Here is a 14514-nt window from a genome sequence, read left to right on the forward strand (position 1 = left end):
GCGAAGGACGAGGCGCCGAAGGCGCAGTGCCTTCGATTGACCCGGTTCGAGATTGGAGGGTCGCGGTCAGCCGCGGATAGCTCCTTCAGGCCAGACGACGTCGACCGGCAGGCCCGCGTCGCGTGCCAGCGTGACGGTGTCGGCCGTGCCGCCCTTGCCGCTGGGAGGTGTGCCGTCCCACACGGCCACGAGTCGATCGGCGCGAGTGATGAGTACATGATTCGCTGCTTCGTAGGCCTCATGGCTGGCTGTAGCCCGATCCAGCACCAGGACTTCGGTCGCGGCAGCGACGAGTCGGTCGAACAGTGCAGCGTGATCCGGCTTGACCTTGACCTGCCGGTAATCCTGCGATGGGATCACCGCCACGAGGCGCCCACCTGCGGCGAGAACAGCCTCAGCGAACACGCTGTCCGCTCCGCGCGCCAGGCACGAGACACCAGTCAGTGAGTCGGAGGCATGCGCGGCGAGCAGATCGTCCAGCGCGGTCCGCACCAGTGGCACGGTGGTGTCGGTGAGGTCCATGTGGCCTGTGATTGCGAGCGTGGTCACGTGGATCAGCCTGCCAGAGCCTGGCGGATCCGTTCTCGGGCATCCCGAACCGTGGAACTGGCAGTGGGGCTGGTGGTGTACTCGTATAGCTCGCCCAACTTCGCGTTCACCCGGGACGACCGATTGTTCTGCGCGGCGTCCACCGCCTGGTGGGTCTCGGCGACGGCAGCGTGCAGATCACCGAGCAGGAAGTAGCACTCGGCAAGACCGATTCTGTCCAGAGCGTGGCCACGCCCAGTTTCCGGGCCTCGCTGGGCCAGTGCCGCAGTGATCTCGCTCAGAGCTGTCTCTGCATGCATGCGTGGGTCGTGCCTCGCCAGCTCCAGGTATCGGCCGCCTGTGGTGCCACGTAGTTCGGCCTCGTCAAAGTACTCGATCCAATGGGCTTCCGATCCGGCGACCGCATCAGTGAGCGTCTCGTGCGCCTGGTTAGTCAGTCGCTGGAACGCTGCTTCGCGTCCCATCCGTGCGTACGCCCACGCCTCACGCACCTGGAGCATCGCGCGCAGCCGCGGTCCTGCGGTGGCTCTGGCCCCTTCTTGGGCGACGCGAATCATCTCTAGTGCGTCCTGGGGGCGGTCCCGGTACAGCATCTGGCGGGCCATCCCTCCAAGGATGTTCGCGCCGAAGTCGAGGTCTCCCGCGGCATGCGAGGCGCGCAGCGCAAGCAGGTAGTAGTCCTGGGCTGTGCGGTGCAGCCCAGAGTCCCATGCCATAGAGGCGGCGGTCTGGGCCAGTTGCGACATGACACGGAGCAACCGGTCGGTGACCTTGGGTGACTGGTGCTCACGTAGGTGAGCGGCGACCTCGCGGAGTGTGCCGAGAACAGCTTTTCGATGCAGCCCACCACCGAGCCTGTGCCCCCACTGCTTGAACGCTCGGGCGGCCCGCTCGAGCTCGGCGGCCTCTTCCAGCCCCAGGCGGCCCGTACGGTGTGGCCCAGGTTCTTGTGTCGCCGGGCTGAGCCAGCCCTCCAGCGGTTCCAGCAGACCTGCCCCCGACAGCACTGGGCGCGGGAGCGGCTGGTCGTTGACCAGGTCGTGCGCTGTGAGACGGGCGGCTGTGGCCACGCTCGCCTCGGGTGTCCATGTGTTGTCCCGAGCCGATGGGACCACTGCGGATCGTGCGGCGGAGACTGGCTCGGGCTGGTTCTCCCATGCTCGTGGAGCTAAACCCAGCAGATACCCGGGGACGCGCAGGCCGTCGGCGATGCGCGCAACCACCTCGAAGCTGGTCACCTGCGCACGGCCATGGACAATCGCGGACACCTTTCCAGGAGTGAGCCCACACGCCAGCGCTATGCGGTTCTGCGATAGCCCGGCGTACTTGCCCAGCGACGTGAACACGGCCGCGAAATCGTGCTCCGTCAGGGCGCGGCGCAGGTCGTCACGACGCAGAAGGTCGAGCGGGACCGGTCCCTCGCCAGGCGGCTGCATATGGCCAAAGGTTCCATGGCACCGCCACGTGAACAAGTGCGACGTCCCGTCCCAGCCGGGCAGAGTTACCGCCTCGGGAACCCCCGCCGGACATAGGCGTCAGGTCATGGGACAGCAAGAGTCTGCATTGGCGCACCGCAAACCGAAGGCGCGCCGTACAGACCAAGCACCTGGAAGCCTCATGACGCTTGCGGCGGCGAACACGAACCAAGGCCCGTACTCCGGTAGCGCCCTCATGCCCCGGCTCGTCGCGCTCGACATTGACGGCACGCTCTTGGAACACGGCGGGAAGATCCCCGCAGAGACCGTGCCGGCACTGGATCTGGTGCGTGCTGCCGGACACAAGATCGTGCTGGCGACTGGTCGGTCGCTGATCGGGCTGCTCCCCGTCGCCACGAGACTCGGCCTAACCGAGGGATTCGCGGTCTGCTCCAACGGAGCGATGACCGTTCGCCTGGACCGAGACGCAGCTTCGGGTTACGCCATCCAAGATGCCCGCCGTTTCGACACGCGCGCAGTGATCGGCCGAGCCCTGGCACTAGTGCCAGGTGCGCACGTCGGGGTCGAGGAGGTCGGCTGGGGCTGGCGAGTGAACGCGCCGTTCGAGCGAGCGCTGCTCAACGGGGAGCAGAAGCAAGTACAGGTCGCTGACTTGTGCACAGCGCCGGCGACCCGTGTTGCGCTGCACGCTCCTGGTATCGCCCAGCATGCCAAGGCCTTGGCCGAGTCTGGCGTCACAGTGACGCCGGCGGGGCCCGACTGGCTGGATGTCACCGCGCCGGGAACGAACAAGGCCGCGGCGCTGGAACGACTGCGTGCGCACATGGGTATCCGCCCCTGGGCCACGGTGGCTGTCGGGGATAGCTCAAACGACGTCGAGATGCTGCTCTGGGCCGAACGCGGTGTCGCGATGGGTCACGCTTCCGAGGCTGTCCGTGCCGCGGCGGGCGAGGTCACCGGCACGATCGGTCAGCACGGCGCGGTAGCTGTTCTGCGCTCTCTGCTGCCGCTCGATGTCGATATGACTGCGCGCTCGCCGCTCGCGGGCCAACTCGCCATAGCCGTACGTACTGCGCCGAGTCCGGTGGCCTTGCGGGTCTGGCACGAGGACCACTCAGAGATAGCGCGGTGCGACACCTGGGTCCTTCGTGACGGCGTGTGGGTGAGACACGGGCCGATCCCATCTGGTGCGGGAGCGACCATGCGCGCGATCGAGGTTGCCGCGCGTGAGGCGGGTCTGGCTTACCCACGCGGGGAGATCGGCCGACGCCGCGCGCACTGGCGCAGCACTCGCGACCCGCGAGGCCGGGCCGGGTTCGAGCTGCCCTTGCACCACGGGCTCCCCGCCTCGACGTCTTCGGTCATACCCGAGTTCTCGATGTACTGACCGCCCTGAGTGCTCGATGCGACATCTGCCCAGCAAGGCCGCGTTGATCGGCTGCGGCCCACCACAGGCGTCCGGGACCTACCCGGACTCGATAAGAGGAGAGATAGCGATGAAGAGCAACACGAACACGACAGAGGCAACGACGGTGGAGCAGGAAGTGATCGACCTCGGCGACGTCGTCACGCTGACGGAGGGCAGCAAGAAGAAGGCCGGTACCGAGGACAAGCGGTACGCCTACCGCTGACCCAAACGGTGGTGGCCCGGGGGTTCCGCTGGGCCACCACCGCCCGGCTCCTGACAGGTCTGGCACAACGAGCGCGGAGGGGAACCAAATGCATTGGCTCGCAGGATCGTTCGGCACGGGTAGTGCTCGGCGTCCGGTTGACAGCGTGCCCGTCAGCGGCGCGTCGGACCTCTGGCTGGTCGGCGACCCACCCCAAGCGTGGGTCCGCACCGCGAGCGCTCCGATGCGGCGTGTCGTTGTCGTGGGGACATGCGGCGCCAGCAATGACGAGCTGAACCGGCTTGCTTCATCCGGCGTTCCGGACGACGTCGCCCTACGGTGGCCGGGCGCATACGCCGTCGTCGAGCAGACCGAGGTGGCCACCACCATCTGGACGGACCTGGCGTCCTCAGTCCCGGTCTACAACACGGTGTTCGACGGGACCGCGTACTGGGCAACGACGGCGCGTGGCCTGGCCGGGCTGATCGGCGCTGCTGTGAACAGCGAGCGCCTCGCGGTGGAGTTGCTCGCGCCAAGCAGCCCTCTCCTGGCTGGCACCACCACGTACTTCGAAGCGGTCGACTTGGTATCGGCCGGTCACCGTATGAAGATCACCAGTCGCGGGACGTCCGTGGCCCGGGTGTGGTGGCCTGGTAGGGAGCCGAGTCCTGGGGTTTCGCTCCGTGCGGAGCTCGACGCTGCTGTCGGGGTCCGGGTGGACGGCAGCGCGTCGCCGTCGTCGGACCTGTCCGGGGGTCTCGACTCCAGCTCGCTCACGCTCCTGGCCGCACAACGACTCGGCCCTGACCGGTCAGTGGCTGCGTTCACCGTCCATGCGCCGTTCGACCGCCCAGCGGGCGACCTCCGCTACGCCCTCGATGCGGCTGATCGGCCCGGCGTCGCGCACCACCTCCTCCCGCTGGAAGCAGGGCATCTCCCCTACGGCGGCTTGGACACCGTCCCGGCTACCGACGAGCCGGCACCATCGACACGCGCTTACGCCCGCTTCGCTTACCAAATGACCGCTATGGCTGATCGGGTAGGCACCGATGCGCACCTGACGGGTGACGGCGGAGACTCGTTGCTGTGCACGCCGGATGTGTGGATCGCTGATCTCTTCGCCGTCGGGCGGTACCGCGAGGCGTCCGGTGAGGTGGTCCGCCTGGCTCGTATCCACCGCTGCTCACCGGGTCGAGTCCTGAGCGGTGTCCTGGACTCCCTACGCAATGACCCGGCCAGTGTCCTCACTTCGTGGGCGCGGCTGGCACGCGGGCAGGTTCCAACTTCTGCAGCGGCCCGGCGCCTGCGGAAATGGCTGCCGCTGCCTAACCAACAGCCCTGGGCTAGTCCCATGGCGCGGCACCACGCCGCAGTATGCGCAGACCAGGCGGCCGAGTCGGCCTTGCCTACGCCGGCAGGACAGCGGGCAGTTTGGGACGTCGTTGAGCAGATGGCTGAGGTCGGGCGCACCGCCTACGCCGATGCTCAGCTCGCGGCCGAGTCTGGCGTCCACCTGCACAACCCGTTCGCGGACTCCCGAGTCATCGACTCCTACCTGTCCGGTGTCGCGGGACGGATGCCGAGCCCGGCCGCGTACAAGCCAGTGCTTCGGGCGGAGATGGGCGGCGTACTGCCGACCTCGCTGCTGGCTCGAACCACGAAGGGCGTCTACACCCCCGACTACCACCTCGGGTTGCGCACCCACCTGAGCGACCTCAGCGCCATCGCCGACGGCCACCTCGCCGCACTCGGGCTGATCAATCCAGCGGGCTTGGTCAACGGCTTGCGACAGGCCGCGGCCGGACTCACCGGCGGACTCTGGCTCTGGGACGCCGCAATCGTCTGCGAGGCCTGGCTACAGGCTCACCACTCCACCGTGCTGCCCGCCTGGGAGAGCACGAAGGACAACGTCAGATCGGAGGCGCTCACGCCATGATGCCCGCAACCGCCATCCCTGACGTGCGAGTTTGCGCGTTCGACAGCGTGACCGTCCGGGTCGACTACGCGACCGGTCGCATCACCGCTGCCACCGGCGCCACAGCCGAGGCGTGGGCACGGGCGCCTGGGGTTATCCATGGAGCCTGCTGGGGTCTGTCGTTCGGCACCGACGAAGCCGACGTCGAACCTAGTCCTACTGTGCGACCCACCGTCCGCGGCAGTGTCGCTGCTGCAGTAGCGCTCGTCGTGACGCTCGCGGTCCGCTCGCTCGGTCCGAACGAGCGAGCGATGTCACGACTGACAGTCCTCGCGACGACGGCGGCCCGCCTCACCGCCACGCCGTCGCACGCCGACGAGGCGGAACGAGCCGTGTCCGCCGTCCGCTGGGCGTCGCGCTGGATACCGTTCCGGATCGCGTGCCTCGAGGAGTCCATTGCCGCCGTCCTGGTCCTCGCGGCACGTCGGCGCAGCGTGACGTGGTGCCATGGCGTTGCGCCTGACCCGGCGCGGTTCCACGCTTGGATCCAAGCTCATGGCTCCCCCGTCGCGGAGCCACCGACCACGAGCCGTTACACCGTTCTGCACACCATCCCCTAACCCACGTGGAGTTCGTCATCAACGACATCACCGCCCCCGACCTGTGGCTGACCCACGACGGCGTCGGCCTCGGCCCTCTCCGCGCCGACCTGGCCGAAACCTACTGGCGCTGGGAAAACTCACTGCCGGTCATGGCCGGCTACGCCCGCCAGACCCCCGAGTCCCTCAGCGAACGCACCGCAGGCCTCGAAGCCCAGCTCGAAGGCAGCGCCGACCAGACCCGCTTCACCATCTACCGCCACCACGATGACACCTGGACACCCGTCGGGATGACGTCACTACTCATCGACGACCGCTACCGCACCGGGGAGTTCTTCATCTACATCGGCGAACCCGACCAGCGCGGACACGGCACCGGCACCATCGCTACGACGATGGTGCTGGACTGGGCTTTCCACGTCACCGCACTGCGCAGCGTGTACCTCGAGGTCCTGGCCAACAACACTGCCGCCATCCACGCCTATGAGAAGGCCGGCTTCCGCACCGTCGGCACCCGACGCCGCACCGGCTCCTGGCTCGGCCAGCCCGCCGACGAAGTCATCATGGACGCCATCCCAGAGGAGTACGCCGGGCCACGGCTCGTCGAAGCCGCAGTCATCGGCATACCGCGGTCCCGTGTATGACGAGCACTGCTCGGTCCGCTCTGAGTGCAATCCTGCCGACGTTTGGACTGCGGCTCCGCTGGGATGACCTGGAACTGCGCCTGCCCGACGATACCGAGTTGCTCGCCCTTGCCAGCCTCGCGGCCGACGGCGTGCACGACCTCGACGTCGTGCCGTTCTCCTGGCCCTGGACCCGTGGTACCAGCGACGAGGTCAAGCGGAATGTGCTCGCACACCAATGGAGAAACCGGGGCCGGACCGCTGCCGACGACTGGGTGCTGTCGCTGGCTGTGTTCAGCAGCGGCGAGATCGTCGGAGAACAGCAGATCTCCGCCAAGGACTTCCTGGTCGCTCGTTCTGGAGACACCGGATCCTGGCTCGGGCGCCGGCACCACGGCCAGGGCATCGGCACTCGGATGCGACTCATGGCGCTGCACCTCGCCTTCGAAGGGCTCGACGCGGCAGAGATGGTCAGCGACGCGCACGACGACAATCCCGCCTCGAACGCTGTGTCCCGCCGTCTCGGGTACACGGCAAACGGGACGCGGGCCACCGCCAGAGAAGGATGCTCGGTCATCGAGAACAGCTACCGCATGACCCGAGAGCAATGGGACGACCGCCCGGACGACCTGCGTACCGAGATCACGCTCGAAGGTGTCTCGCCGGTCCGCCAACTGTTCGGGATCGATGAACCGAAGCAATCGACTCACAGGGGGACGCATGACACAGGCTGATACTTGGACCGCCCGTCAGGATGAAGCGGAGCCGAGCTCCGAAGTATTACGCGAGCGGATGATTGCGGAGCTCATCGAGACCGGGGTTCTCACTGACCCAGGGATCGAGGCAGCGTTCCGCGCCGTTCCGCGGGAGGTGTTCGCGCCAGCCGGCACTCCGGCTGAGCTGCCGTACGCGGTCCACGACGCACTGCGGACGCGGTTCGGAGACGACGGCAGGGCCCTGTCCTCGCTGTCCGCACCAGTGATGCACGCGGGCAACTTGGCCCAGGCCCAGCTCCAGTCAGGTCAACGAGTGCTGGAGATCGGGTCCGGCGGCCCGAATGCCGCCATGCTCGCCCACCTCGTCGGTCCCACCGGCACGGTTGTCAGCGTCGACATCGACGAAGGAGTGACCGCCCGCACCCGCACTGGCCTCGAACGGCTTGGCCTGGCCGACCGCGTCGAGGTGGTCACGGCCGATGCCGCTGAGCACCTTGGTCGTGGTGTGTTCGACCGGATGATGGTCACCGTCTCCCCCTGGTCCCTACCCCCGACCTGGGTTGAGCAGCTCGCACCCGGCGGGATTCTGGTTGTCCCGCTCCAAGTCGCTCCAGGGCTGCAACGCATCATCGGGTTCCGCAAGCAGGACGGGCGACTGATCTCGGAGTCAACCGTGCCAGGCGGCTTTGTCCCGCTGCAGGGCGCGGGGCTGTTCGACCCGCCGTCGGCCCTGCTAACAGGCCCATCTGGCAAGTCGGTCACGTTTAAGTTCACGAACGAGATCCCCAAGTCGTTCGGGGTATCGGACCGCGTTCTGGCCTCCGACCCGGTCGAGGCATGGTCCGGGGTGATCTACAAGAACCGCACCATCTGGCTCGACCTGCTCACCTATCTCCTGGTCCAGCCGGGCGCCTGTGCGATGGAAGCCGAGGACGCCGCGGACCGCGGCTCGGACATGTCGTTCTACCCGGCCCTCGTCGACGGGACATCGTTCGCAGCCTTGCACCGCCGCCCCGCCACAGAGACCACGCTCGAGGTCGGCGCGATCGGGAAAGGCCCCGACGCGGCCCTACTCACCCGACGGCTCGCGGACACGATTGCCCGCTACGGTGCCCACCACCGCGGCGCCGAACCGCTCTTCCAGTGGTGGCCCGTCGGCACCAAACCAGACGACGATGCCCCATCGTCAACGGCGGTCCTGCCACGCTCACACGGCACACTGACGATCAGCTGGCCGGCGGCGGAACGGCCGTGACCGTGCACGTCACCTTGGAGCAGTCCCGGACCCCCGCATCCAGACGTCGCTGGACGTACCGCAGCGCAAGAGTCCGTGCCACGATCGGGATCCTCTGGATCAGGACTCAGCGTGGACCTAGCTGACCACCCCACCCGCTGAAAGGCATTTGTGATGACCGACCCCACCCGCCGTGCCATCGACCTTACCCACGACGCCGTCGACGCCCTGGCTGCCTCACTCCAACTCGTCCAGGCCAACCCGGGCAGCGACGGAGGCCTGCCAGCATTCAAGGCCGTGCTGGCCGGGATCAGTGCCTACCTGCTCGATCCCGTCGCGGTAGCTGGCACCCTGGCCGGAATCGATGGTGAGCGAAAGCCTGCGGCCGCGCTCCTGCTGGAAGCGACCGACAAGGTGCGCGGCCTCGCGCTGTACCGACTCGCGCAGGACGCCGAGACTAGAGACGTGCGGGTGTCTCTTGAGGGGATTGCCGGCGGGATCTCCGCCTCTCTCGACGAAGCGACTCGCTGAGCGAGTGCACCGTGACATACCTTGGCGACCGTCCACGGCTGATACAGCTGCAGCAGGCCCGCATGAACGCTGGCACCGCGCGGTCGGAACTCCGCAATGCGCCCTGGTGGCACAAGCCTGCGTTGTGGTGGCCTCTGGTCGTGCACAAGGCGGGCCTGGCCGCAGCCTGGGGCGAGCTGAGCGATCAGGACTGGGAAGCGATCGCCATCCACGAGATCCGGTCCGTGGCATGGGACTACTGGCAAGGCAACAGCCTTTACGGCAACCCGTTTCACCCACGCGCTCTGGTGCACCTCGACGGCGTCGCAGATGCTGTGATGCAGCAGCCGGAGTGGGAGCTGGAGGTACGCGACCCTCGGGTGACCAAACACCTGACTCCTGACGGGGTACGGGCGCTGTACCGGGCGGAGGTCGAACGGCTCCAGTCCGTGGCCACGGACCCCGTCATGCTCACCCACGACGGCCCGTCAGCGATCTTTGCACGGACCAAACCCGGACTGCGTGAGCTGGTGGTGCAGCACAAGGCCTCGGGACTGCGGGCGGCGTTCTACTACGGCCGCGAGCAGGCCGGGTGGGTGATGTCCAAGACCTACTCGATCGACTCGATCGACTCCGAGCGGATCGAGACTGAGTCAACCCGCGGCTTCTCGTGGGAGACCTACGTCGGCCTGGGCATCGGCATGAACCTGTACGCTCACGCGGCCGAAGTCCTGCCCGAGGTCCGCTGGGCAGACAAGTCGATCAGTCCCACCGGCAAGGCTGTTCGGCGCAAGCTGCATGATCTGGATCCGTGGCGCTGGCACCTCAAGGAGTGCGGGTGCTCGACCGAGTGGGAGAGCCTCACCAGCTCGGACACCTCTACCCGCCACACCGAACCTACCTGAGCGACGACAAGATGTGGCGGATCGACTAACCCGTCGCACCGCGACCGCAGGGGTCAAGCCGGACGGCTCAGGGTGCCTCTCGATCGGGAGGAAGGGGACCGTGGCTGTTTCTCCTGCCTCTGTCCCGCACCCCGCTCTTCGGTCGGGTCAGCGAGAGAACGATGGTGACGGACGGCCCAAAGCGTGCGGAACCCGGATGGAGCTCACTCGGCCCAGACTGACGCTGGGGAACGAACGGAACGATAACCGGAACCGGCCGATGCCTCGGCTGTCGCCCATCTATGTCAGAGGTGCCGATTACGGTTCAGGCCGTGACCCACGCTGACTTCCCAGCACTGCCCGACAGCCTTCCGCCCGGCCAGCTCCTCCGTGCAGCCGACAACTTCCAGAACCACACCGCACTTCACGGCAGAGCGTTGCTGTGGATATCCGACGCGCCCGTCGACAAAGCCGGCGAGGCGTGGACCAGCCTGCGGCAGGAACATGAGCAGTCGGGCCTGTACCCGATCCTGCTCGAGCACGACGACGACCGTGCATGGAACGACCGGTGGTCCTTCCCCGAGACCATTGACGTGCTCGACGCCACGAACCCCGAGGAAGCCCTGCGCACGTTGTGGGACCAGCTCCAGGACGATCGCGAGCCTGAAGAAGATGACGACGACGAGATACCGGAAGACGAGTGGCCGTCCGGCCCATGGCCGGGACTGGCGCCACCCGGCACAGGCGACGGCATTCCCCTGGCCATGGCCGACCAGTACGCGGCGCATCTCCAGGACGACGAGGACGTCCACGGTCGACCACGTCGGTGGCGTCTCGGCCTGATCCCCGCTCGCGACGGTGCCAGTGCACTGACCCTCGCCGGCTGGGACGGCCCGTGCAACCACACCAACGACACAGAGCTGATCTCCGCCGCACTGGCTTCCTGGGGCGACCGCTTCGGGGCACGCGTGGTCGGACTTGGGACCGACACGCTCTGGCTGTCGGTCGCCCATCCGCCCCAGGACCTGGAACACGCCCTGGCCGTGTCACGCGAGCACTTCGCCTTCTGTCCGGACAACCTGTGGCAAGGCGGTTACGACACCATCGACCGGTACGCGACCTCCCTCATCGGGATCAACGCCTGGGTGTTCTGGTGGGACTGAGCACCTCGCGTGGACGGCCGCCGCGTGCTTGGACCCGGGAGTCCCCGCTGCGGCCGGAGCGATCGGTATGACCACGCGAACGACAGCTGGGTTCCGAGGTGGGCGGTGGCCCCGTCTACTGCGGAGCCAGGTGAGGCACCGATGCGCGCGGTGCGCACACCATGGTGTGCGCACGGTGGCTCTTGACGCTTCCTGCGCGACGGATCACTCATGGACGCGCTCACCGGGTCGGCTGGGCGATCCGCAACGAATTCATCGCACCATGCGGATCAAGGCGAAGTTGAGGTCATCGGTGAACCGGGCGCCGTCCGGCGTGAAGCCGTGCTTCTCGTAGAATCTTTGGGCACGTCGGTTAGCGTCGGCTGCCCAGAGTTCGGCGGGCACCGTGGGCGGTAGGACGGTCTTGAGCAAGAGCGCGCCGATCCCGGTCCCGTGACGCTCGCCGAGAACGTAGAGCGCCCACAGCTCCTCGGATCGGACCGGTGACGGGACGCGCTTCTTCCTCCGCGTGGGGCCAGCCTTGGCGAAGCCCACCACCTGTTCGTCGACGACGGCGACGGCGAGGTTCCCCGGACCGTCGTCGGACAGTCGCTCGTGCCACCGCTGCGCGCGTCGCTCGACGGTGTCGCTCTCCCAGTGCTCGGCCGGGAGCAAATCGGAGTACGTCTGCACCCAGGAGGTGTGGTGCACGACGGCGATCGCCTCGGCGTCGTCGGGGACCGCGGGTCGCACCAGGGGCTCGTTCATCGGCTCACGATGGCACCCGATTGCCCGTGCCCGCGAGGCTTTTCGGGAGCGTCCGCCGACGAATTGGTGTGCGGCCCCTGACCAGCACGTACGCCCCGCACACCGGCAGGTGTGCGGCCGGGTGTGCGCTCCCGGGTGTGCGGAAAGCGTGCGCTCGATCGGCACAGTCGCCCTATGAACAAGAAGCCGCACGCTCCCCTGGCGGTCCCGCTCTGCGCTGTGACCCGGGCACTCAGCACGGCCCACGGTCGCCGGCCTCCGCAACCAATTTGCACGAGTTGGGGGACATCCATGACCCATGCACCGACCTGCGCGAACGTCATCTCCCCCGGTCGTCGGAGCCGCAGAATTCGCGCTCGGGTGGTCGTCAGGGGGTACATCGACAGGTACAGGCGTATGTCACGGTGCACGGCATGAACGCCACCGATCTCACGACGCCGACGGTCCCACCGGATCGACCACCCGGGCCACGGGGATTCGCTTCGCCAGAAGGCCTACGTCAGCTCCTGTTCCGGCTGCGTGACGCAGGTCCGGATGCCTGGGCCACCGACCCGGAGGCCGAGGCTCTGCTCGACCACTGCGCCCATCGGTTCGGTGCGCTGGCCCGCCGGTACCGGCAGACCGCGCACGACGCAGCCGTGGCCGCGTTCGAGGTGCTGCGCGCCCCCGCGACAGTGCGTGCCGTCGACCCGTGGGCGGTGGTGACCAGAGCGGTGGAGCTGACCGTTCAGGCGAACGAACGCGCAGACGCTCTGCTGTGCTCCACCGGCAAGGCTCGGCGCCTGATGTCCGGCGGGCACCATGACGTGGTCCGGTTCGGCGAACGTGACGACGGCGACCGCTCATGGACGGACTACCTCGATACGGTCACTGCTGTTGGACGTCGACCGCCCGATGACTCATCTACCCGCGCGAGGTCGGTGAACGGTGTTGCTCCCGGGGAGGTTCCGGTGGCCGTGGCGAACATCGTCGAGCTGCTCGTCGCGCTCAGCTGGCCCCGCTCCGTCGCCAGGAACGGCCTGGACTACGTCTGCTCCCGCCTGGCCGAGGCCGGCAACCCTGCCACCGCGTTCGAGTACCTACGTCGCGACCTGACGCCACTGACCCTGCTCGATATTCCGCACCGTTCGTGGACGGCCCTGTGCCGCGTCGTCCTGGGACCAGACGACGGCGTCGGGTACGTCACCGGTCTCCTTCGCCGCGTCCTCTCCGGTGAACCGATCTCGGCTCTGCTGACGGATCGGCGGCTCGTGAGCCAGATCGTCCGTTCAGCGCCTCCAGGCCCCGGGGCCGCAGGCCCAGCAGCAGATCAACCGATCACGACGAGGACGGTGCGTAATGCCTGACGAAACCAGCACCCCGGCCGGGGCTCTCACTGTGACTGTCAACTCGATCGTCGTTGGTGCCCGGCACCGCAAGGACACCGGCGATCTGGATGCGTTGGCCGCGTCGATCGACCAGCTCGGGCTGCTGCAGCCCGTGACCGTCACGCCGGACCGCGTGCTGGTGTGCGGGTGGCGGCGTCTGGAAGCCGTCAAGCGCCTCGGCTGGAAGTCGATCAAGGTCTGGGTGCGCTCCGGGATCTCCGATCCGGCCACAGCTCTGCTGGCCGAACGCGACGAGAATACCCAACGCAAGGACTACACCCCAATGGAGAGGGAATCCCTCTACCGCGAGATCAAGGAGCTACTCCGCGAAGACGCCGCACGTCGTCAGGCCGAGACCCGGTTCGGGGGTGCACGGCGCAACGAGAACAAGAAGACCGGCAAGACTGACGCCGCTGGTGGGGTCCACCGGACCTCACCGGCGCGACCCGACAGCCCGATGGAGGTCGCGCAGGATCACGCTGGGCAGGGCAAGGTCCGGGAGCAGGCGGCGCTGATCGTCACCGGCCGCAAGTCGCAGAACACCCTTGAACGCCTCAGCATGCTCGTCGATCTCAGCCGAGACGCTACCCAACCGGACCACATCCGTAGCCTCGCCGCCGGGGCCCTGTCACGGATCGAAGGCGGGAACGCGGTCTATCCCGAGTACGAGGCCGTACGGTCAGCTCTCGCCGCCAGTGATCCCGACCAGCAGACCATCGAACCTGTGACCGCCGCTGATGTTCAGGAGCTACTGGCCACGGTCAGGAAGAACGAGAACCGCGCGCACGCCCCAAACAACGACGGGGTCAGGGATCGTGAGAACAGTCAGGTCGACGGCACGCGACGCACCGTCTCAGCTTCCAGCCTGCGGCAGTGGGCCATGATCTGGCACAGCCTGAAAGGGTGGACCACGCAGTACGACCTCGCGGTCATCGCCGCGAGGGCCTCTGAGACGGACTGGACCACCTTCCGCGAGGTACTCGCGGAAACCAACGCCTTCGCCCGGCGAGCTCAGGCAGCGCGGAAGGCGAACCGGCCGACACGCGATACCGGCAGCGACCAGACCCTCTTCGATGTCGCTGACTTCGTGTCGGATGGAAACGACTGACCCTCGGTGCCGCGCGGACGCCGAGGGCGGCGCGGCGATACCACCGGCGAGCC

Annotated in this window: 15 protein-coding genes; 12 read left to right on the forward strand and 3 right to left on the reverse strand. The window is 67.6% G+C overall.

The features are described from left to right. Positions 1-66: 66 nt before the first annotated feature. Both LUU90_RS09255 and LUU90_RS09260 read right to left on the reverse strand, forming a co-directional pair. The gene (locus LUU90_RS09255) at positions 67-549 is read right to left on the reverse strand and encodes a hypothetical protein (RefSeq protein ID WP_275003091.1); all 483 of its coding nucleotides are present in this window, start codon (positions 547-549) and stop codon (positions 67-69) included. Between the two features lie 5 nt (positions 550-554). After that, positions 555-1985: a helix-turn-helix domain-containing protein gene (locus LUU90_RS09260; protein ID WP_275003092.1), complete on the reverse strand. Its 1431-nt coding sequence runs from the start codon at positions 1983-1985 to the stop codon at positions 555-557. A 181-nt stretch (positions 1986-2166) separates the two neighbouring features. On the opposite strand from LUU90_RS09260, the gene LUU90_RS09265 reads away from it, so the two are divergent. The 10 genes from LUU90_RS09265 (at position 2167) to LUU90_RS09310 (ending at position 11239) form a co-directional block, all read left to right on the forward strand. Then, a complete protein-coding gene (locus LUU90_RS09265) occupies positions 2167-3372 on the forward strand; it encodes an HAD family hydrolase (protein ID WP_275003093.1) in 1206 nt (401 codons plus the stop codon). 109 nt (positions 3373-3481) lie between these two features. Further along, positions 3482-3616: an albusnodin family lasso peptide gene (locus LUU90_RS09270; RefSeq protein WP_275003094.1), complete on the forward strand. Its 135-nt coding sequence runs from the start codon at positions 3482-3484 to the stop codon at positions 3614-3616. An 88-nt stretch (positions 3617-3704) separates the two neighbouring features. Next, positions 3705-5531: an albusnodin/ikarugamycin family macrolactam cyclase gene (locus tag LUU90_RS09275; protein ID WP_275003095.1), complete on the forward strand. Its 1827-nt coding sequence runs from the start codon at positions 3705-3707 to the stop codon at positions 5529-5531. After that, positions 5531-6130 (forward strand): lasso peptide biosynthesis B2 protein, encoded by a 600-nt coding sequence (locus LUU90_RS09280; protein WP_275003235.1) that lies wholly within the window; start codon positions 5531-5533, stop codon positions 6128-6130. Before LUU90_RS09275 ends, LUU90_RS09280 begins: the two co-directional genes overlap by 1 nt. 5 nt (positions 6131-6135) lie before the next feature. Then, positions 6136-6753 carry a GNAT family N-acetyltransferase gene (locus LUU90_RS09285; RefSeq protein WP_275003096.1) on the forward strand — a complete coding sequence of 206 codons (618 nt, stop codon included), beginning with the start codon at positions 6136-6138 and terminating at the stop codon, positions 6751-6753. Further along, on the forward strand, positions 6750-7466 hold the full coding sequence (locus tag LUU90_RS09290) for a GNAT family N-acetyltransferase (protein WP_275003097.1): 717 nt from the start codon (positions 6750-6752) through the stop codon (positions 7464-7466). Before LUU90_RS09285 ends, LUU90_RS09290 begins: the two co-directional genes overlap by 4 nt. Continuing rightward, positions 7453-8703, forward strand: a complete 1251-nt coding sequence (fxlM, locus tag LUU90_RS09295; protein WP_275003098.1) for a methyltransferase, FxLD system — start codon at positions 7453-7455, stop codon at positions 8701-8703. The genes LUU90_RS09290 and fxlM overlap by 14 nt, the downstream gene beginning before the upstream one ends. A 153-nt stretch (positions 8704-8856) precedes the next feature. Continuing rightward, entirely contained in the window at positions 8857-9213 is a 357-nt protein-coding gene (locus LUU90_RS09300; protein ID WP_275003099.1) for a hypothetical protein, read from the forward strand. An 11-nt stretch (positions 9214-9224) separates the two neighbouring features. After that, on the forward strand, positions 9225-10097 hold the full coding sequence (locus LUU90_RS09305) for a hypothetical protein (RefSeq protein WP_275003100.1): 873 nt from the start codon (positions 9225-9227) through the stop codon (positions 10095-10097). Positions 10098-10378: 281 nt separating this feature from the next. Beyond that, positions 10379-11239, forward strand: a complete 861-nt coding sequence (locus LUU90_RS09310) for a DUF4253 domain-containing protein (RefSeq protein ID WP_275003101.1) — start codon at positions 10379-10381, stop codon at positions 11237-11239. A gap of 252 nt (positions 11240-11491) precedes the next feature. Here LUU90_RS09310 and LUU90_RS09315 read toward each other — a convergent pair whose 3' ends face one another. Next, positions 11492-11986 (reverse strand): GNAT family N-acetyltransferase, encoded by a 495-nt coding sequence (locus LUU90_RS09315; protein WP_275003102.1) that lies wholly within the window; start codon positions 11984-11986, stop codon positions 11492-11494. A gap of 413 nt (positions 11987-12399) precedes the next feature. Here LUU90_RS09315 and LUU90_RS09320 point away from each other — a divergent pair, with 413 nt between their 5' ends. Both LUU90_RS09320 and LUU90_RS09325 read left to right on the forward strand, forming a co-directional pair. Beyond that, entirely contained in the window at positions 12400-13332 is a 933-nt protein-coding gene (locus LUU90_RS09320; protein ID WP_275003103.1) for a hypothetical protein, read from the forward strand. Next, positions 13325-14461 (forward strand): ParB N-terminal domain-containing protein, encoded by a 1137-nt coding sequence (locus LUU90_RS09325; RefSeq protein WP_275003104.1) that lies wholly within the window; start codon positions 13325-13327, stop codon positions 14459-14461. The genes LUU90_RS09320 and LUU90_RS09325 overlap by 8 nt, the downstream gene beginning before the upstream one ends. Positions 14462-14514: the final 53 nt, after the last annotated feature.

This window comes from Promicromonospora iranensis (assembly GCF_028994775.1).
Lineage (GTDB): Bacteria > Actinomycetota > Actinomycetes > Actinomycetales > Cellulomonadaceae > Promicromonospora > Promicromonospora iranensis_A.